This window comes from Christiangramia sabulilitoris, from assembly GCF_007050985.1.
Lineage (GTDB): Bacteria > Bacteroidota > Bacteroidia > Flavobacteriales > Flavobacteriaceae > Christiangramia > Christiangramia sabulilitoris.
The window spans coordinates 136,029-156,211 of record NZ_VHSF01000001.1 but is presented as its reverse complement, the minus strand read 5'-3'; the positions used below and the strand labels follow the sequence as shown (position 1 = coordinate 156,211).

Sequence of the window (20,183 nt, the reverse complement as noted above, 5' to 3'; positions counted from 1 at the left end):
TTTTGATACGTTTTTATGTTTTAACTTTGCGTCTAATTTACAACTTCTATGTCCAATAACTTCTGATGGCAGACCAAAAAATTAACATACTCTCAATCGAGTCTTCCTGTGATGATACAGCTGCGGCTGTACTTTGCAACGGAAAAATCCTTTCTAATATTGTTGCTACCCAGGAAGTGCATCAACAATACGGCGGAGTAGTTCCTGAATTAGCTTCCAGGGCTCATCAGCAAAATATTGTTCCAGTGATCCACCAGGCCCTGGCGAAGGCAAATATCGATAAAAAAGATCTATCTGCAATCGCATTTACAAGGGGTCCGGGACTTATGGGATCCCTGCTTGTAGGCACTTCTTTTGCTAAGTCCCTGGCCATGGGTCTAAATATCCCTCTAATCGAGGTAAATCACATGCAGGCTCACATCCTTGCGCATTTTATTGAAGAGGAAGGCTTTGATAAGCCGGAGTTTCCTTTTTTGGCAATGACCATTAGTGGTGGCCATACCCAGATCGTTAAGGTTACAGATTATTTTAAAATGGAGGTGATAGGGGAAACCCTAGATGACGCCGTTGGGGAAGCTTTTGATAAAAGCGCGAAAATTCTGGGCATAGCCTATCCCGGTGGTCCCTTGATCGATAAATATGCCAGGGAAGGTGATCCCAAAGCTTTTAAATTCCCCAAACCTAAGGTTGATGGTTTAAATTTTAGTTTTAGCGGATTTAAAACGGCGGTACTTTATTTTATGCAGAGAGAAACGAAAAAAGATCCTGAATTCATTGAAAAGAATCTAAAGGATATATGTGCTTCCATTCAATATACTATCATTGGTATTTTAATGGATAAGCTAAAAAAAGCAGTAAAAGAGACGGGTATCACCCAGGTAGCCATAGGTGGCGGCGTCTCTGCCAACAGCGGCATAAGACAGGCTTTGAGGGATGCTGAAGGAAAATGGGGTTGGAAATGCTATATCCCAAAATTTGAATACACTACAGATAATGCCGCCATGATTGGTATAGCCGGTTATCATAAATACCTGAAACAGGATTTTGCAGATTTTGACATAACCGCTCAATCAAGATATAAATTTTAAGATGCAGTTATTTTTCAATCCTGATATCACAGAAAAAGACAGGCAGGTTCAGTTTCAAAAAGATGAAAGCAAACATATCGTTAAGGTATTACGTAAGAATGAAGGGGATATCCTGAATATTACCAATGGTAAAGGACTACTGTTTAAAGCTGAGATAATTCAGGCAGATATTAAGCAGTGTATCGCAAAAATCCTCTCTTCAGAAATACAGCCGCCACCACCCTATTATTTGCATATGATCGTCGCTCCAACCAAGATGAATGATCGTTACGAGTGGTTCCTGGAGAAAGCAATGGAAATAGGAATACATGAGATCACCCCTGTAATTTGTGAGCATAGCGAAAGAAAGGTCGTAAAGCTTGAGCGGTTCCAGCGCGTACTTTTAAGCGCGATGAAACAATCCTTACACCTAAATTTTCCTAAGCTAAATGAGCCCGTTAGTTTTAAGAATTTTATCCAAAAAGACCTTGAAGGATCAAAATATATTGCTCATTGCGAAGATCTGAACAATAAACCATATCTTCAAAAACAGGTGGAGCCAGGGAAATCCATCAATATCCTAATTGGCCCAGAAGGTGATTTTAGTAAGGAGGAAATAAAGAAAGCAATGAGCAAAGGCTGGGAACAAACAAGTTTGGGAGATAGCAGGTTGAGAACTGAGACCGCGGCCATAGTTGCCTGTCATACTATCGCTTTAAAAAACCAGGGATTATAAATGAAAACTAAACTCAAAGTTCTGACTTTTTTACTGATGTGCTTTAATTTTAATGGGCATGCACAGGAGATCGCCGTTCTAAAATATAACGGTGGTGGAGACTGGTATGCCAATCCTACCGCTTTACCAAATCTCATAAAATTCTGTAATGCCAATATCAATACCAATATTAATTCAAAGCCTGCAACAGTGGAACCCGGAAGTACCGACATATTCCAATTTCCGCTGGTTCACATGACAGGCCATGGTAATGTTATCTTTAATGATGCAGAAATTGAAAACCTTAGAAATTATCTATTAAGCGGCGGATTTCTCCATATCGATGATAATTATGGGATGAGCAAATATGTGCGAAAAGAAATAGAAAAACTTTTTCCCGAAAAAGAACTGATCGAGATCCCGGGTAATCACCCGATTTTTTCTACTGCTTACAATTTCCCAAATGGGTTGCCCAAGATCCATGAACATGATGCATTAGCACCACAGGCTTTTGGAATATTTGAAAATGAACGTCTAATGCTGCTTTTTACTTTTGAAAGTGATCTTGGCGATGGCTGGGAAAGCCCGGAAGTACATAATGATCCTGAGGAAGTTCGCCAGAAAGCTTTAAAAATGGGTGCTAATATCATTAAATATGCCTTCGAAAATTGATTGATCAGCTTACACACGAGAAAACTTCATTTCAAAAAACTGAGTTTCCCATAATTCTTCTTTTAGATAATATCACCAGTGAAGCCAACCTTGGGAGTATATTCAGACTCGCGGATGCCTTTGGAGTACATAAAGTCATTTTTTGTGGAACCCGACCAAATCTGAAAAGCAACCGACTAAAACGTACGGCAAGAAATACTTACAATACGGTGAATTTCGAATTTCAGGAAGATGCGGTGAGCAGTATAAATATATTAAAAACAGAGGGGTATAGAGCCCTGGCGCTTGAGATCACTTCAAACAGTAAAAATTTGCACACTTTTGAGCTTAATCAGCTCGATCAGATCTTGCTAATTGCCGGGAACGAACGGCACGGTATTTCAGAAGAGGTGCTCAAGTTATGTGAAGAATTTTACCATATCCAGATGTTCGGCGAAAACAGTAGTATGAACGTAGCCCAGTCTGTAGGAATTGCGTTGTATGAAATTACCACAGGCTTCAACAAGTTTCATAAGAAATAATATATTTACGCTGTGAAAGCACATGATTTTGCAAACGGAATATTAAGAGCTACAGGTATCATGGTTGGTATCTTACTCCTACTCTATTTATTATGGGAAATTCAATCGGTTATTGTTTATGTAGCCGTTGCCGGGGTCATCGCTCTGATTGGCAGACCCATCGTGATTTTTCTCAGGAATAAATTGAGACTTCCCAATCAGCTGGCGGTGATCACGGTGCTTATAATGGTTCTGGCTATATTCGTGGGAATTATTTTCGTTTTTGTTCCAATTGTCATTGAACAAAGTAAATATCTCGGCCAGATCGATATTGAAGCTTTTAAAAGCGATTTAAACGATCTTAATGAGCAAATTAACAATTACCTAGGTGTTGAAGAGATTAACATCATAGAAGGTCTAAAGCGAAGTGAATTTTTTAGCAATTTCGACCTTAGCCTCATCCCACAATTCTTGAACAATGTATTCGGGATTCTTGGTGCTACCCTCGTAGCCGTCTTTTCAATTCTCTTTATTTCTTTCTTCTTCCTTAAGGACAGTAAATTAATGCTGAACAGTATTCTGGTCTTCGCCAATCACGGAGAGGAACAAAAATTCCAAAGGGTTTTTAATAAGATCAAGGTGCTGCTTTCCAGATATTTCGTTGGTTTGACCCTGCAGGTATCTGTGCTATTTATTTTGTACGCCATTTTACTTTCTGTATTTGAAATTAATAACCCCATCGCTATTGCTTTTATTTGTGCTTTCCTGAACCTGGTTCCATATCTGGGACCGTTACTGGCCGGCATACTCATGGGATTATTTGTAATTTCAAGTTTTCTTGGTGCAGACTTCAGCAGTATAATTTTACCAAGGTTAATCTATGTGATGCTGGGTTATTCCATTTGTCAGTTAATTGACAACTTTATCAGCCAGCCAATGATCTTCGGGGCCAGTGTAAAATCACATCCTCTGGAAATATTCCTTATCATTCTCATCGCGGGATTATTATTTGGAATCTCCGGGATGGTGGTAGCGGTGCCTTTCTATACCGCTATCAAAGTAATCGCTAAAGAATCCTTAAGCGAATATAAGATCGTTAAGAGGCTAACCAGAGACTTATAGATTATGTTGAACAAGGCTATTCTTGAGCCTGAAGTTACCAGGTTTATAAAAGAAAATCTGAAAAAGGATCTGCCGGCTCTTATTCTAAAGGGAAGCCCGTTCGATAACCTGAGTATCCAGGAAATTGCCATTCAAATCAAGGGGTTAAAGGTAGCCGAAAAGAAATTCCCTGAATTTTTCCGGAATCCAGGCATTATTTACCCGGCGAAATTAAATCTTGAACAATCTTCTTCCCAGGTAAGTGCAAAGTACAAGGCATCTCTCTTAAAGGGCAATACAGGAATAGACCTTACCGGTGGGCTTGGGATAGATTCTTATTACCTATCCAGAAATTTTAATGAATTTATTTATTGTGAGCTAAATAAAGACCTTGCCGATGTCGCGGCACATAATTTTAGTGCTCTAAAGGCAGATAATATTACAGTAAAGACAGGTGACGGATTGCAGATATTAGAAAATACTGAATATAAATTCGACTGGGTTTTCGTGGATCCTGCACGCCGGGATGAAAAAGGCCAGAAAGTTTTTAAACTGGAAGATTGCGAGCCAAATATTCCGGAAAATCTGGATCTGATCCTTCAATGCACAAATAATATTATGATAAAAAGTTCTCCCGTTCTGGATATAAGTATGGGAATTAGAGAACTTAAATATGTTAAGGAAATACACATCGTTGCAGTAAGGAACGAGGTAAAAGAACTGCTATGGATTCTCGAAAAAGGATATTCAGCTAATCCAGTTATCAAAACCTTCAATTTTGAAAAGGATCATGAACAGGAGTTCATTCAGGATCCTGGCTTAAGAAGCCTGAACATAAAATATCAACAACCGCTGGAATATTTATATGAGCCTAATGCAGCCATTATGAAAAGTGGTTTATTTGAGCAGCTGGGCATCGAAACTCAGACCGTTAAGCTACATCAACATTCTCATCTTTTTACTTCAGAAAATTTAAAAAAGTTCCCCGGAAGAACTTTCAGAATAATTGATATTAAGGATTATAAGCCATCTGACCTAAAGCGATACTTTAAGTCGATAAAGGCGAATATAGCTACCAGGAATTTTCCGGAATCTGTAGAGAATCTTCGCAAACGGTTCAAAATTAAAGATGGCGGAGAAACTTATATATTCTTTACTACGAACAGCAATGAAGAAAAGATAGTCCTTATATGTGAAAAAATATCATCACCTTAGATCTTGAAAAATTTGCGGTTTACGGCTGCCGCGGGGTAATTTCATCCTGTTGATTTCCCGAAGGTCTTTTGTCTCAATTTGTGGGGTAACATTAATTCTGGAACGAAAAACATCTTTTAGTTCATCAATTTCATTGAAAGTTTCGGGAACAAAAATTTTCACTACATCGCGACCCAAATTATCCAGGCTGGCTTCAATAACGTAATTTTCCACTCCACTATATGCATTGAGCACTTCGATTAAATGTTGTGGATAAAGACTGGTTCCTTTCAATTTGATCTTTTGTTGTTTCCTCCCAATCACCGGTCCTAACCTGGGTGTATTTCTTTGGCAGAGGCAGGATTCATTGAAATAGGTCAACATATCGCCCGTAGCAAATCTTAATAATGGCATCGTTCTGGTGCCCAGTGGTGTAACTACTAATTCACCAATCTCACCAGTTTTCACCTGGTCTCCGCTTTCATTGAGAACTTCAGTATAGATGAGGTCGGTTGGAACATGGTTGCCAGCATGCTCAGGACATTCAGTAAAAGCCGTAGACATTTCTGTAGAGGCGTAGGTTGAAAACAATTCAATATCCCACAGTTTGGTGATTTTCTGCCCTAATGCATTTAAATTGAAATTTTCATCCCTTAAAGGTTCCCCTATACAGATCGCAGCTTTGATGGAGCTATTTCTATAATCAATTTGGTTCTCCAGGGCATACTGGATCATTTTCAGTAAAAATGAAGGTACCGCGACCAGGTAATCTGGCTTAAACCTTGAAATACTTTCCCACTGCAATTGGGGTAAACCACTCCCGGTCCTTATTATCCCTGCACCCAGTTTTCTTAAACCCAGAAAGTAGGCAACCCCGGCCATAAACCTGCGGTCCAGAGTAGTAGTGATTTGTACCTTATCACTCTTTTTAATCCCTATCAACTTAAAAGATCTATATTCATTTTCTGCGAGCCGGTCCAGGTCAGCATCATTTAATGCAAAACTTACAGGACTACCCAAAGTTCCCGAAGTTGTCACATAATCGATAATATCTTCTTCCGGCACCGCAATAAATTCTGAATTAAAGCGCTGCAGTTCTTCTTTTGAGGTTATTGGGAGTTTTTTTAGGTCATGAAATGAATTGACATCACTAACCTTAATAGACTTTTGTTCAAAAAGCTTTTTATAAAACGGTGATCTTTCTGCTATGTACTCCAATTGGGTCCTGAATAACTGCCACTGGATCTCCCTTATCTTATTGATATTTTCAAAAGAATAATTCTTCATTTTATAATTTTCGATAACTCTTTCTAATCATCTTATCCAGCATTAATTCATCAGGAATTGTGGTGATCTCTCTCCTTCTGGCTTGTTTAAAATGGATAACGGCATTTTTATAATCTTTTTTCTGGTAAAAGACCTTACCGGCTAAAAACCAGGCTTCCCAAAAATCCGGGTTCAATTCTACCAGCTTTTTAGCCTGGGCAATATCAACCACATTGTTTTCGGCAAATTTCCTTTTGATCACTTCTTCCAGCTTTCTGTATTCTTCATAATCCCGGAAAGTACTGGTTGATATAAAATTACTGGCTGGGATATTCTCTTCGGAAACCGAAACTGAGTGATCCACTGGTGCCGTGGTGAATTTTTTGAATGCTTTATCTAAATCGTAGGCCACAAATTCTCCCAGCTGGTAAGGATTTGAAGAAACCCAAACCTTTAATTCTTCAGGTTTGAAGATTATCCCATGATGTGCCAATAATTGGTTGATCGCTTTTTCATTTCCATAACCAATCTTAGCACCATCCATACCCTGCATATTTCTCAAAATATCAACTGCTTTTTCAGGATCAAGCTTTGAATTTTTATGCAGTAATTGCTGCATACGATCGTAGCGGTATTTGGAATGGCTTTCCTTTATTGTCTTTAAATTTCGGCGGTCTTCCAGATATGGCTTGCTTTGAAAATGATTACTGCATATTAGCTCATCTGAATTTGGTACTTCATAGACTCCAAAATTATCTGGAGACACCTCGATTAGAATTGCTTTTTTTTCATTTCCACTACCTACCATAATAGATTCAGAAACAAAAACCTCCCTTTTACGGGCAATTTCTATAGCTTCTGTAGTACTTGAAGCGTACTGCAGAATTTCGCGTGCTAAAAGGCTAACCGGCGTTTTTGCCATCAAAGGCATTTTTGATTTTCCAGCATTGATCGTAACGGTAATGCCCTGAACATTCATTCCGCTAACTGTACCAATCATTCCACCCCAGGTATACATCATGAATTTATGTCCCTTTTCAGGGTTAATAAAGGCAACGATTTTCTGTTCCCCGAATTCATCACCGGCATAAAAATCAAAATTTCTACCCAGTAACAATTCACCGTCGCTGGTCCTGGAATTCCAGGCCGCAAAAGAGGTACATCCAACCAGCATCAAATCCTGCAAGGCGTGCCCAATATCATGAGCGCCATGAAAATACAGCATGCGTACATACCCCGGAGCGAAATCATCATACTTTTTTAACCCATATCTTGAAACTCCAAAAATTTCCTGTTTATACTCTTCAGGAACATATAAATACATTTTCCTGTTAAACCATGAAACAACAGATTTAAGGAATCCACGATAGCTTTTTGAAGGAACCATTTCCTGAAGCTTATTCATAAATGCTACTTCCTGGTGGTGTATCAATTCACGGGTTAAACTTCCATTCGCAACCCCTCTTTCCAGCGCGTTTCCTTCCAGGTAGAGTTCCCAGATACCCTGTTCATTTTGAAAAAGTTGATTTTTCCCCAGGCTGTAATAGGTATCGCTGTGTTTAATCCTGGTAGTATCTATATGCTCAATTCCAGTTATATCAGGCCTTTGTTGTAAAGAAGTTTTTATCCCGCATGAGGAAAAAAACAGGATTAAAAGCAGGATGATAAGAGCTTGTTTTCTCATTAATCCAGTTTTTTTAGTACCATCATCTTATTTTGCCTGTAGATAATTTCAAAATTAAGATCTAGTAACCACCTGTAAGATACACTGGAATCTACTAAAATTACTTTCTCTCCATGTTTTTTAACCAACTCCTTCACCATATTTAAGTCCTCAGGGTTGTGATTTATAATATAGGTCTTTGCAACCGGGAGCTTATTCAATTCGTTATAGAAAGTAAGTTTGGAGTTTTTAGTCCTTGAGGTGCCTCGCGCTAATTCATAGTCCATATTATCTGTGGTATAAGCACTGATCTCTACATCTTTGATTTTATACGAAAGATATAATGCTAATAGTCCATAACCTGCGTTGATCACGGCCACACTTTCACCCTCTTCAATATACCGGCTTATTCTCACGTTCTTTTCACGATTATGCCTGAAACTTTTCTTCACTTCAGAATAAACCGACTTATACCGGTAATTATTCAGAACCGCCCTGGTTCTATATAATTTTTCACTTTCAGTATTTGTTATTCTACCTTTAAAATCTAATAATTCCTTGAAATGAAAAGGAACATTTCCCTCTTTTACTCTATTTATAATCAGCCGCCTAAAAATAGCTCTTTGGATCACAAAACTAACTGCGACTGCTGTAATCACGCCAATGATCGATACTATTGAGATTGACCTTAAAGCGGGATGCCCTGCAAATATTAAGGCTCCCATTCCCAGCAAGGTTGTAAGCACAGAAATAAGAATAGAACTTTGATAAGTCTTTAATTTAAATTCCCCTGTTTCATATTCATAAAGGCTGGCATTAGTAATAAATATGCTATAATCGAGGCCGAGACCAAAAATAAAAGTGGATATAATGATATTGAGAATATTGAACTCGATATTCAACATGGCCATGATGCCCAGAGCACAGATCCAGGTAACTGCGATTGGCAATAAGGTAAACAGACTTATTTCCAGGCTACGATAAGAAATTATCAATACAAGAAATACTGCGAGAATAGATGTCAGGATCAACTTATTGAAATCATCTTTAAGATTGCCTAAAAAGCTTTGATTCAAAGCTTTCCGGTCTAAAGCGAATACCCCCGGTATATTTACGAACTTCCCGGTAAACTCTTCAGCCTTGCTTTCTGGTAAATTTACCGTGCTGGTAACTGTGGCAAAGCCTTCACCTTCAGAAATGAAATCATTCAAATAAAAAGAACCTGCCTTCTTATAGTCATTAAGGCCAATCGTTTCAAAATCTTTGTCCAGGAGGTTATAAAATTCGCTAAAAGTTTCAGGTCTAAAACCATATTTGGACGAAATATCGATCAAAGATGCCTGTAAACTGTCCTTTTTGGGGGCTGTCCAGAAAGAATCCCAGTTTTCGATCTTATTGGTTTGTGTAGATGTTGAGGAGATCACACCACCAATGCTGCTAAAATTATTTATGATTCCTTCCTCTTTATAATCAAGAAGATCCCGGTATAATTTATTATTTTGTTGCAAAGCTTCGTCTACAGAATTTCCATAGGCCACCATATAAATGCTTTTGCCATCCCTGCCGGCCAGTTCTTCTATCCTGTTTTCCAGCTCCTTAACTTCTAAAGGCTGATAATTTATTTTATCCAGGTCACTATTAAATTGTACCTTATCAAAATAAAACAGAGAAATTATAAAAACTGCCAGGATCAAAAATAGCAATGGTTTAATTTTCGAATAATCTATAGCCGCTATTCTGTCTAAAAAAGTTTCCTTTTCAGCACCTTTTTCGGGTGGGTTGTAACTTAATGGAATGATAACAAGTGCAAAGACCGAGGACAATAGAACGCTCAATGCGGAAAATATTCCTAATTCATTAAGTGCTTCACTACCCACAAATATCAAACATAGAAAAGCCATCGCAGTGGTAACGCTACTCATCAACACCGGTTTTGTAATATCCCGAAACAAATCTTCCACATTCCGGTTATTCCTGTAATGAGTCAGGATATGTAAAGCGTAATCCAAGGTTACTCCAAGTAAAATTGCACCTATACCTAAAGATATCGCTGAAACGCTACCCCTAATAACGCTTAAAATTGCCAGGGCAGTAATTCCGGAAAGCAGACTTGGCAGAAATAAGAGCAGCGGAACATATATTTTTCTGTAAAAGAATATCAACAGCAATAGTAACAGACTTAGTGCAATACCCATGGTCAAACGAATATCCTTTTTGATCCTGTTTGCATTCGCCAGGGAATAGAGCACACCACCAAAATAACTACCTTCTACTTCGCTAAATTTCTTATTCAGAGCGGCAATTGTATTGTCGAGGTTATTAATAAAAACCTCATTTTTAGCGGTTTCAGAAGCCGGGTAAGCCGGATCTAGGAATAAAATAATATTCTTCTGGTCCCTGGTAATGAGATAATTTTTATAAATACTGAAGTTATCACCAACCTGTAATTCCTGAAGCCTGGCCAGACCAAGATTGGCAAATCCCAAAGGATCCTTTAAAATATAATCCTTGGTAACGAAACCTGTGGGTGACATAAGTTGTCTGTAGGCCGAACCAAGCCGGCTACTTATACTATCCTCTTTGAGTCTGTTTGTAATTAGATCATAATTTTCCTGTTCCAGGAATAATGGCAGATTATTGTATACAAAATTATAAACCTGCCTTATATCTTTCTCAGGCACCTTACCTTTTACTTCCAGGATTACATCTGAAAAATCCTGATCTAATATTTGAGTAAATTCATTGGCATATGCAACCAGAAGATCAGGGGATTGCATTTCCTGCCCCGCCGAAATACTAACTATAATTTTATCTGAGAAATCGGTTTCTTCGAGAATCCGTTTTATTAGCTGTTGCTTCTCACCAGCAGGAATAAGCTTGGTTATATCTTCTTCCAATTCTATATTCCAGGCCAGAAAAGAAACAATTATGGTGTAGGCCAAAACCAAAAAAAGACCTGCGATTTTATGGTTTTTCAGGTAAGTATGAATATTATGGAAAAAATTCTGCATTAAGGTTTCACGACCTGCTTTGGGTTAAAGACCGAAAATAAAAAATAAAAAACAATCCACAGACATCCTGCCATGACAATAGCTAGGGCAAAACTGCCCAGGACATACTGTCCTAAACTTGTAAAGAGGTCGGCTCCAGATTCAAACTTTTGAAGTTTCAACTTCCAGTCAAAACCTTTACCAGTAAGAAATGAACCAAATTGATAACTGGCGTATATGATAAAGGGAATAAAAGGTGGTATGCTTATATTACTAAATAAAAAGGCTATAACCTTATTTAAATTTAAAACCGCCGCCAGGGTAAATACCAGGAGGGTATGAATTCCCCAAAATGGAGAAATTCCAACAAAAACTCCCAGGGCTATTGCTGCTGCTTTTTTATGGGGAGGTTCATTGCTCTTAATTATATCCTCCTCCCAGAATTTCTTAAAGCCTTTTTTCTTGAAATCCTGATATTTATTCTTTGGATGTATGTAAAAAAAGCTTACCAGAACAAACCACATATAAAGCAATACAATTCTAACAATATCTTGGAATGGTCTAAAGTGAGTAACTCGTTCATCTTCCTGATAAAGTACCTTTACCGGTATATTTCTCACTTCTACCTTTTTCCAGGCTGCTTTTACCAGAACCTCTATCTCAAATTCAAATTTCCAGGTTAAAAGCTTTAGGGAATTAACAATTTTTACAGGGTAAAGCCTGTAGCCACTCTGGGTATCATGCAATTCTATACCAGTTACCACCAGAAACCAGAAATTTGAAAATCTATTTCCCTTACTGCTTTTACCAGGAATTCCATCCCGGCCCATATTCCGGTCTCCTACTAAAAGTAATTCCGGGTCGCTTTCTTTTCTTTTTTCTAATTCTGTAAGAAATACATCAAGATCATCGGGATAATGCTGCCCGTCTGAATCTATTGTAATGGCATAATCATAACCCAGGTCTTCTGCCAATTTAAAACCGGTTTTCAGGGCGATCCCCTTTCCCTTATTTTCCGAATGTTTTTTTTGCTGAATTTCAGGATGCTTTTCAAGAATTTGGCCGGTAGCATCGGTGGAGCCGTCATTGATGATAATGATCTGGTTAGTATAAAGCTTTAGATCTGCCAAAAAGTTTTCCAGTGAATGTGCATTATTATATGTAGGCACGATCACACAGCAATTCAGATCTTTAAATCTTTGTTGAAAAACAGGTTCTTTTATCACTCTCTGATCTTTTATAAGAAAATCATTCCAGGACTCGATAATCATCCTGCCTTGTAAAGGCAATTAAGTTTTAATACTGTACCATCACTATTTCGGGCAGAACCTTTCAGCTTTATAAATTCACCTACCTCAGTTATATCTGATTCCAGAATTAATTCCCTGTTGACGGTAGGATCAAAAACAGCGGTAAATTTCACATTATCTGCCCTAACCAATTGAAGTTTTTTAGCAAAGATCCTTTCAGCTTCTTCCTTGAACAATTGCATAAGTACCACACCAGGTGTAACCGGTCTTCCGGGGAAATGACCTTTATAAATTTCATGATCTTTATTGATCTGCAGTTTAGTTATTGCAGAATCTCCGGATACTGAAGTATGGGTAACTTCATAAAAGTCTTCTAAAATCATGTGTTAAATTTAGAAAGACCAAGATACTTTAGTTTTGAAAAACTGAGGGAGGAATAGGTTGATTAATTTTAATATTCTTCATGCTTATTTCTGTAAAATCCCCAGAGGGATCTATAAGTTTCACAGAGCGAATAAGGTGATCTGTATTAAAATTGATCCAAATCTCGCTAAACATATTTTTTAGATTAGGATCCCGAGGGATAATAATAGCTCTAACCCCATTTTCTGCATAATGATAATTAATTTCAAAATCCTTCTCAGCTTTCAAGATCTGCCCGTTCATAGAGCCGGCGACCATCTCGCCCATCTTATCAAACAACTTGTTGGAAGCAAGATCCACCTCAGATAAATGTCCTTCTTCTACAATGAAAAGTTTTGACTCCTTAAAAAGCAATTGATACTGATAAGGGCTTAAGTATTCCCACTTGAGAGTATTTGGGGACTGGTAATAGACTTTCCCGCGACTTTCGGGGTTTCCCTCCATCATTTTCATATGCCTTTTCTGAGAAAAATCGGCGGAAAAGCTTTTTATATCATTGGACTTTTCAATAACATTTGCCTTAAACGCCTGTTTTTCTGAAGAACTCAAGTCACTGGTCTGGGCATAGAAACTGAAGCCACAAAGCAGTATTAAAAAATTAATTATACGCATGAATATCAAATAATATATCGGGCCTTACGGTTCTGAAATTTTGTTGCTCTAAGATTACCAATAACTGTTCCAGTATATCTGAAGTTTTAGGCATATTATCATGAAGAAGAATCAGGTCACCTTTTTTAAGATTTCTGGTGATTCTATGGATGATCTTTTCAGGGGATTTTGTAATCGCGTCGTATGGCCTTACATTCCATCCTACTACCCTATGCCCGGTAGTTTTCAAAGCTTTTGCAGTTTTCGGGTTAATGATTCCAAAGGGCGGTCTGAAGAGATTCAATTTAATGCCGGCAGTTTTTTCAGCGATCTTATTGCACTTTTCAATTTCTTCAACAATTCTTTTCGTGCTTAAAAAACCCATTCTTCTTGTATGAGAATATGTATGGTTACCCACAATATGACCCCTATTTATGATCTCCTGAAATATTTCCGGATATTTTTCAATATTCGAACCTATACAGAAGAAAGCCGCTTTCGCATTATGTTTATCCAGAATATCCAGAATTTTAATGGTGTTTTCCACAGGGCCGTCGTCGAAACTAAGGGCCACTGCATTTACTGGAAAATCAGGGTTTTGATTATAGGCCTGCACAAAGAAATTTAAGCCCACGTTCGAGGAAAGAACCAGCATTAGCAACAGGTACATCATTCCTATCACCGGAACAGGCCAGATTGGCCAAATCTCCAGATAGAATAGAATTCCCGCAACTATGATCGCAAGAAAAAATAAAATTTTGATCGTTCTATGACTCAAATGCTTCGTAAAAGAGTTAATCCGTGATTTCTACCCAGATATTGATTATAGATCAATATAAAACCGGGTTTTGTGCAATTTATAGTATTCAGTTTAAAAATTTCAGGAACAGTTTGCTCTTTCAGGATTTTTGAAGCCAGCCAGAAGGCATAAGAGGACACAGCATTATTCTCACCAACAAGATGTTTAAAGCCTATCTGGCATATATCTGAAAATAAACCTTTCTGGATTTTATCATAGTAAAGATCAAAGCGCAAATCTCCATTTTTACCCAGTATGACGGCATCAATTTCTGAAACAGTCAATCCATTTCTATTTAAAAAGCTAAGTACACTGGAGTTTAAGTCTGAAATATCTATGGCATTAAAGATCTCTACATCCAGCATTTCAGCGTAAGATTTGGGAGTTTTATGTTTACCCAAAATAAAAAATGCCGCAGCTTCTGAAATGATCGTACCGGTGGTTTTTGATCTAAAAAGATGAAGATTATTGATTTTCTCTTCTTTTATCTGCCCGTCAAGTTTCTGAAAACCCGTTATTTCTTTTGAAGTCTCATCAACTCCCCCAACTAAAATATTATTGAAATCCTCATCAGTGATTTGAAGCATAGCATCCAGCAAGGCGCTTTCAAAAGAAACCGAATTCTGAGTAAAGGTCATATTGGGGCCATTACAATTAAGATCCAGGGCGATCTGGCCTGCGACCGTATTATGTGTAGACTGGATAAATGAAGTTGGACTCAAGAGTCCTTCTTCAGAAACCAGCATGTTTTCCATGAATTTCTCGGTATCCTGCATGCACCCCTGTCCTGTCCCTACCAGAATTGCATCAGGTTTATCGCTTTCAGCTTCAAGTAATGCCCGCTTTGAACAAAACAGGGCCATTTTTACGCCCTGTGACATTCTTCTAAGCGTCATTGGTTTGATTATAGATTTATAATCCTGATCTAATGCCGGTAATATATTCTCGTTAAAAGTTTCAGGCAGACCGGTATTGAAAATGTTCTCCGGTTGTGGAGATATACTGGCCATTCCGTTCACAAATAACCTAGTCATTTTTTCTGAAGATTAAGGAGGTACAGTTTCCGCCGAAACCAAACGAATTAGATAGAACAGTATCTACTTTTTGTTTTCGCAAAACCTGTACAGGCTTTAAACCGGTCTCCAGCATGTGATTTTGGAAATTAAGGTTAGGATAGATCTCATCATTCTGCAGGCTCAATAAACTGAAAATTGCTTCTATAGCCCCTGCTGCTCCAAGGGTATGACCCGTAAAACCTTTGGTAGAACTGAAAGGCGGAACATTATCACCAAAAATTCTGGTAAGGGCAACGCTTTCTGAAAGGTCATTATTATTTGTCCCGGTACCATGCGCATTAACATAACTAATATCAGAAGGAGATAGATCTGCCTTCTTCAAGGCTGCCATAATAACCCTGTAAGCACCTTCACCATTTTCTGAGGACGCAGTCTGGTGATATGCATCGTTGGCATTCCCATAACCGCATATCCTCCCCATAATTTTTTTTCCGTTCAGACAGTCATCGGCTTCAAGAAGTAGATATCCGGCAGCTTCCCCTAGATTCAAGCCGTCACGATCATCATCAAAAGGCCTGTTTTTAGTTTGGGACAGGATTTTTAAGGAATGAAAACCATTCAAAGTGAATCTGGTAAGGCAGTCACTACCTCCAACAATCACTCTCTTCAATTTCCCCGAGGCAATCAACCTGGCCCCCATCATTATAGCATTGGCAGAAGATGAACATGCAGTACTAAGGGTAGTTACTTTCCCGCCCAGGCCAAAATAAGCTGCTACATTTTCAGTAGTAAAGCCCGGATGCTGCGCCTGAATATATTTTCGCACTTCTTTTTTCTCCTGAAAGTCGAAGTAATGTTCTTCGGTTTTATCCATCCCGCCTATACTGGTGCCGGAGATCAAAGCCGTATCTTCAGGAAAATGGATGAAATTCGATTTCCTTAATAATTCATTTATGGCGAAAACTGCTAAAAGTGCTGCCCTTGTATAATTATTGTCCGGAGGCAGGTTTAAGATTTCAGAAAGATCTGAATTCGTCATTTTAATTTCACCAACCGGAGTATTCTTATGCCTGGTTATAAGAATTTCAGGCTTCGAAATGCCATCTTTCGCATTCTGAAGTGAAAACAGGGTGTCGTCCAGATTTCTGCCTATTGAAGAAATTATACCCATTCCGGTAACGGCTACACCCTTCATAATTTACCTGGTACGGTTTTTTTCGATATAATCGGCCATAGTATTAATAGAATTAAAAATCTGCTTGCCCTGGTTAGGATCTGTGAGCTTTATCCCATAATCCTTTTCCAGTAGCACGATTAGTTCAAGAGCATCAATGCTATCAAGCCCAAGACCATCTCCAAAAAGCTGTTCGTCATTCTCAATTTCGTTTACCTCCATATCCTCGAGGTTGAGTTGTTCGATTATACTACGTTTTAGTTCGGTGTGCAGATCACTCATGTGTAGGCAGGTATATATTTTTAAGCTCCTCTTCGTTAAGATAGGTTTTGCCACTACGGGCAATTTCCCACAAAAATACATCATAATCATTATTCTGCAAGTCTACCCAACCACAAAGGACATTATCTGTCTTGCCCTGATTGAATAGGCTTTTAGAATACTCTAAAAATAAGGAGGAATCAAATTTTTCTGAAATAAAGAAAATATTCTCAGACCTTAACTGATGTCTGATGCTTATTTCTCCCAACATGATATTTGGAAGGGTGTAGACAAAAAGTGAAGGTGACGGGAATTCTTCCATAGTTTCAGAGTAATATCGATCTGTTTCCAGGCAGGAAGCGGCGTTGCCAAAAACAAGTGCCGTTTCTTTATTTTCAATGTTACCCCCAAATAAAATCTCTGTACCTATAAATCCAAGTTTAGAGAGATCATCCATTTTAAAATATTTGGAATATCTTATTTTTTCGCTTTTATAAAGGTTTTTCAGAAATATTGAAATATCGGGTGACTTGGTATCCTCATAATAAAGCCGACCATTTTGATAGACCTTCGCGTCTCTTATTAATACTGAATTTTTAATATACAGAACCTCGCTCATAAACTTTGTTTTTGTAATAGCATGGCGAGGTTGCAACCACCAAAGCCGGATGCTGTTTTTAGAGCCGTACGCAATTCTTTTCTTTTGTGTTCCCTTATGATGTTTAAATTAACAGATACGCCAGATTCGGTGAAATTATGAGAAGCTAAAAGTTCATTATTAAGTAAGCATTTTTTGGTTAGGATTGTTTCCAGCAATGCTGAAGCTCCCAGCGTATGACCGTAATATCCTTTAAAACTATTCACAGGCACATAATTTAATTCTGCCCGGTTGAAGGAAATGGATTCCATTTCATCATTAAAGTTTGTAGCTGTTCCGTGGGCAGAGATATAATCGACCTTGGACGGATCAACACCGGAGTTATTAAATAGCCTTGAAATACTTTGATACAATCCTTCTCCTGTTCTGCTAGGCCCGGAAATATGATTGGCATCGTTTGCAGTTACAGCATCAATATAATGCACGCTTTCCCCAACAGCAGATTGTTCCTGGTCTATAAAAATTGCCGCTGCTGCCTCTCCCAGGCTAACTCCTTCTCTATCGTTAGAAAAAGGACGGCAAGGTTTTGAACTTATGGCCTGGAAAGATTGAAATCCTGACAATACAAAATCTGAAACCAGGTCGCCCCCAGCCACTACCGCATTTTTAAATCTTCCAGATTCGATAAAATCATTTGCGGTCTTTATCGCTAATGCTCCTGAAATACAGGCATTCGAAACCACAACCGGCTTTTGCTTTAATTCAAAAAAATCGGCAATGACCTGAGCCATTTTCCAGAGATATATCCTATCGGCACTAAAGTCATTATTATTGAGCAGATCAATATTTCCTTTGGTTGTAGATAAAACCAAACCCGAAGATCTGGTAGAAAAATTCTGGCTAGGGTCAATAACCTGTTTGATGGCCAGAATTATTAATTTTTCAAGTTTTGTATATTTTCCAGGATTACCAATCCTGCTGAATTTGGAATTTATCCAATCAAGGTCGATGAGCCCCGCATAATACCCTTCTTTAAAATACCTGGAATTACGGTGCAATTTCAGGGCTGTTTCAGAGTTTCGTATGGATGTAAGATTCTCTGAGGTAGTAAAACCCAAAGGTGAAATAATTGCGTCATTTAGTAGGTAATTTCTGTTCATCAGATCAATCCCATTTTCTTTTTCCAATCTAAGAAAAATGGCGGATTGTAAAGTACTAATTCAGCATTTCCATCTATAAACACCTGGGTTGTTTCTCCAGTACAGATCAGTTTATCAGAACAAAATATCCTGTATGAAAAAATAAGCTTGGCAGCTTCTGAATTAATATATCGTGTTTCGACCACGATTTCATCTCCATACTTTAAAGGTAGTTTATGCTCGCATTTAGATTTTACAATGGGAGTTGCATACCCGTTCTTCTTTGCTTCTAAATAGGAAATACCATGTTGCGAACAAAAGTGCTCTCTTCCTTCCTCGAAATACTTATAATAATTTCCATGCCATACAATCTGCAAAGGATCGCACTCATGGAAACGAACCCGAAGCGGGGTAGAAACAGATAGTTTTAAGGAATTCATTCTACCGTAACGGTTTTCATTTCTGAAGTTGCGATGATCTCTCCCCTTTCATTTTCGGTTCTTGCAGATACAGAGGTAACATTCATGATCTCATGGAGAATCTCCACGTAGGTTTTAAGCTTTTCTCCAATTTTTGGCAATCCAAAAATCTCCACGGTTTTAATTATTCCTATATAACCTGTCTTCGGTTTATTTCCACTCAATGAACCCTGATATCCCCGGTGGAGCGACATACTTTGAGCCATATGCTCGATGATGCCACTTTCCGCAAGTTTGTTATCCTCTAAAAGCACATTAGTTTGAGGTACCGTAAACCCCGTTACACCTGTCAATGCGGTGTATTCATACAGGGTATCCACGAAAACAAAAGGCTCTTTCTGAGGAATTAGCTTTCTTATCTTTTCTGTAGAAGTAATTGGGTGATAGAGAAGGTTTTCTGCCATATTAACTAAAGTCGTTCCAGTAATCGTAATAATTATACCATTGGTGAGGATATTTTTTCACCATATTTTCAAGGTCCTCAAGATAATATTTTAATACTTCCTGAGCAGTAAATTCTACCGGTTTATATGGCCTTGCGTAGAAATGATAATGAAAATTTTTCTCTCTCATCAAATGTACAAACAAGACCGGGATCTTATTTCTGGCCGCGAGTTTGAATGGTCCCTGTGGAAATTTTACTTCCTCCCCAAGAAATTCTGCCCGGTAAGTTTTGGAGTGTTCGAGAAATCTGTCTGCCGCAAAAACAAGCATTTCATTTTTAGATAATGCCTCCTTCATTTCAAACACATGGCTAAGATCTTCTTTTAATACAATGATCTTTACCTCTGATTTTCCTTCTACAGACTGCAGGTAATTTTTGATCTGCCGGTGCTCAAAATCGGTGATTACAAGGTTTACTACAGCTTTAGAATGTCGCTCTTCAAAAAAATGTTTAGCCAGGTTAAAATTCCCGATATGAGCGGTCAATAATATCCCGCCTTTATTTTGCTGAAGTAAATTTTCAATATGCTCAACTCCGTCGAATTCAAAGGTGAATTTATGCTTCAATCCATTGGTAATAGCGATCCTGTCGAGCTGTATCCTACCGAAGGTGAAATAACTACGGTAGACATTTAAAGCAGCGCTTATTCGGGAATAGCCCAGTCTTTTTCTAAAAAGATAATAAGTGCTTTTAGTAGAAGTAAAAGAAAAAAATATAAAATAAAGGGCAACGAAAAGAAGAACAAAATAAGCCGTATAGAGCCCGGTTTTTTTGATGATCTGTACATAGATTTTAAAACCTAACAGAGTGCCCCGTGATTTGCCTTTCCAGGTCGCCATG

General features: G+C 38.2%; 21 protein-coding genes. 6 read left to right on the top strand and 15 right to left on the bottom strand.

The genetic code is table 11. From position 1 onward, the window contains the following. Positions 1 to 65 precede the first annotated feature (65 nt). The 6 genes from tsaD to FGM01_RS00670 are packed head-to-tail and all read left to right on the top strand — an operon-like array spanning position 66 to position 5,270. Positions 66 to 1,088: a tRNA (adenosine(37)-N6)-threonylcarbamoyltransferase complex transferase subunit TsaD gene (gene tsaD / locus FGM01_RS00695; protein WP_143409201.1), complete on the top strand. Its 1,023-nt coding sequence runs from the start codon at positions 66 to 68 to the stop codon at positions 1,086 to 1,088. Position 1,089: 1 nt separating this feature from the next. Then, positions 1,090 to 1,803 carry a 16S rRNA (uracil(1498)-N(3))-methyltransferase gene (locus FGM01_RS00690; RefSeq protein ID WP_143409200.1) on the top strand — a complete coding sequence of 238 codons (714 nt, stop codon included), beginning with the start codon at positions 1,090 to 1,092 and terminating at the stop codon, positions 1,801 to 1,803. Beyond that, positions 1,804 to 2,454, top strand: a complete 651-nt coding sequence (locus FGM01_RS00685) for a DUF4159 domain-containing protein (RefSeq protein WP_143409199.1) — start codon at positions 1,804 to 1,806, stop codon at positions 2,452 to 2,454. It abuts the gene before it with no gap. Then, positions 2,451 to 2,975 (top strand): TrmH family RNA methyltransferase, encoded by a 525-nt coding sequence (locus FGM01_RS00680; protein WP_143409198.1) that lies wholly within the window; start codon positions 2,451 to 2,453, stop codon positions 2,973 to 2,975. The genes FGM01_RS00685 and FGM01_RS00680 overlap by 4 nt, the downstream gene beginning before the upstream one ends. Before the next feature lie 12 nt (positions 2,976 to 2,987). Beyond that, a complete protein-coding gene (locus FGM01_RS00675; RefSeq protein ID WP_143409197.1) occupies positions 2,988 to 4,076 on the top strand; it encodes an AI-2E family transporter in 1,089 nt (362 codons plus the stop codon). A 3-nt stretch (positions 4,077 to 4,079) separates the two neighbouring features. After that, the gene (locus FGM01_RS00670) at positions 4,080 to 5,270 is read left to right on the top strand and encodes a class I SAM-dependent methyltransferase (protein ID WP_143409196.1); all 1,191 of its coding nucleotides are present in this window, start codon (positions 4,080 to 4,082) and stop codon (positions 5,268 to 5,270) included. Here the strand turns inward: FGM01_RS00670 and flxY are convergent. Genes flxY through FGM01_RS00595 form a run of 15 tightly spaced genes read right to left on the bottom strand, consistent with a single transcriptional unit; the run spans position 5,262 to position 20,182 of the window. Continuing rightward, positions 5,262 to 6,536, bottom strand: coding sequence for a flexirubin biosynthesis putative acyl-CoA ligase FlxY (gene flxY, locus FGM01_RS00665; RefSeq protein WP_143409195.1), 1,275 nt, complete (start codon positions 6,534 to 6,536; stop codon positions 5,262 to 5,264). The genes FGM01_RS00670 and flxY overlap by 9 nt on opposite strands. A 1-nt stretch (position 6,537) precedes the next feature. Then, positions 6,538 to 8,199 carry a C45 family peptidase gene (locus FGM01_RS00660; RefSeq protein WP_143409194.1) on the bottom strand — a complete coding sequence of 554 codons (1,662 nt, stop codon included), beginning with the start codon at positions 8,197 to 8,199 and terminating at the stop codon, positions 6,538 to 6,540. Further along, the gene (locus FGM01_RS00655) at positions 8,199 to 11,189 is read right to left on the bottom strand and encodes an MMPL family transporter (RefSeq protein WP_143409193.1); all 2,991 of its coding nucleotides are present in this window, start codon (positions 11,187 to 11,189) and stop codon (positions 8,199 to 8,201) included. Before FGM01_RS00655 ends, FGM01_RS00660 begins: the two co-directional genes overlap by 1 nt. Continuing rightward, positions 11,189 to 12,439, bottom strand: a complete 1,251-nt coding sequence (locus FGM01_RS00650) for a DUF2062 domain-containing protein (protein WP_423738341.1) — start codon at positions 12,437 to 12,439, stop codon at positions 11,189 to 11,191. The genes FGM01_RS00655 and FGM01_RS00650 overlap by 1 nt, the downstream gene beginning before the upstream one ends. Continuing rightward, positions 12,436 to 12,801, bottom strand: a complete 366-nt coding sequence (locus FGM01_RS00645; RefSeq protein WP_143409192.1) for an ApeI family dehydratase — start codon at positions 12,799 to 12,801, stop codon at positions 12,436 to 12,438. Before FGM01_RS00645 ends, FGM01_RS00650 begins: the two co-directional genes overlap by 4 nt. Before the next feature lie 28 nt (positions 12,802 to 12,829). Then, positions 12,830 to 13,453, bottom strand: a complete 624-nt coding sequence (gene lolA2, locus FGM01_RS00640) for a flexirubin biosynthesis/transport protein LolA2 (protein ID WP_143409191.1) — start codon at positions 13,451 to 13,453, stop codon at positions 12,830 to 12,832. Further along, positions 13,440 to 14,210, bottom strand: a complete 771-nt coding sequence (locus FGM01_RS00635; protein ID WP_143409190.1) for a polysaccharide deacetylase family protein — start codon at positions 14,208 to 14,210, stop codon at positions 13,440 to 13,442. The genes lolA2 and FGM01_RS00635 overlap by 14 nt, the downstream gene beginning before the upstream one ends. After that, a complete protein-coding gene (locus tag FGM01_RS00630; RefSeq protein ID WP_143409189.1) occupies positions 14,207 to 15,265 on the bottom strand; it encodes a beta-ketoacyl synthase N-terminal-like domain-containing protein in 1,059 nt (352 codons plus the stop codon). Before FGM01_RS00630 ends, FGM01_RS00635 begins: the two co-directional genes overlap by 4 nt. After that, the gene (locus FGM01_RS00625; RefSeq protein ID WP_143409188.1) at positions 15,258 to 16,442 is read right to left on the bottom strand and encodes a beta-ketoacyl-[acyl-carrier-protein] synthase family protein; all 1,185 of its coding nucleotides are present in this window, start codon (positions 16,440 to 16,442) and stop codon (positions 15,258 to 15,260) included. The genes FGM01_RS00630 and FGM01_RS00625 overlap by 8 nt, the downstream gene beginning before the upstream one ends. 3 nt (positions 16,443 to 16,445) lie before the next feature. After that, a complete protein-coding gene (locus FGM01_RS00620; RefSeq protein ID WP_143409187.1) occupies positions 16,446 to 16,703 on the bottom strand; it encodes a phosphopantetheine-binding protein in 258 nt (85 codons plus the stop codon). Beyond that, entirely contained in the window at positions 16,696 to 17,301 is a 606-nt protein-coding gene (locus FGM01_RS00615; protein ID WP_143409186.1) for a 3-oxoacyl-ACP synthase, read from the bottom strand. The genes FGM01_RS00620 and FGM01_RS00615 overlap by 8 nt, the downstream gene beginning before the upstream one ends. Continuing rightward, positions 17,298 to 18,440, bottom strand: coding sequence for a beta-ketoacyl synthase N-terminal-like domain-containing protein (locus tag FGM01_RS00610; RefSeq protein ID WP_143410317.1), 1,143 nt, complete (start codon positions 18,438 to 18,440; stop codon positions 17,298 to 17,300). The genes FGM01_RS00615 and FGM01_RS00610 overlap by 4 nt, the downstream gene beginning before the upstream one ends. Next, on the bottom strand, positions 18,440 to 18,859 hold the full coding sequence (locus tag FGM01_RS00605) for an acyl-CoA thioesterase (protein ID WP_143409185.1): 420 nt from the start codon (positions 18,857 to 18,859) through the stop codon (positions 18,440 to 18,442). Before FGM01_RS00605 ends, FGM01_RS00610 begins: the two co-directional genes overlap by 1 nt. Continuing rightward, positions 18,856 to 19,302, bottom strand: coding sequence for a hotdog family protein (locus tag FGM01_RS00600; protein WP_143409184.1), 447 nt, complete (start codon positions 19,300 to 19,302; stop codon positions 18,856 to 18,858). The genes FGM01_RS00605 and FGM01_RS00600 overlap by 4 nt, the downstream gene beginning before the upstream one ends. A 1-nt stretch (position 19,303) precedes the next feature. Beyond that, entirely contained in the window at positions 19,304 to 20,182 is an 879-nt protein-coding gene (locus FGM01_RS00595) for an LpxL/LpxP family acyltransferase (RefSeq protein WP_143409183.1), read from the bottom strand. Position 20,183: the final 1 nt, after the last annotated feature.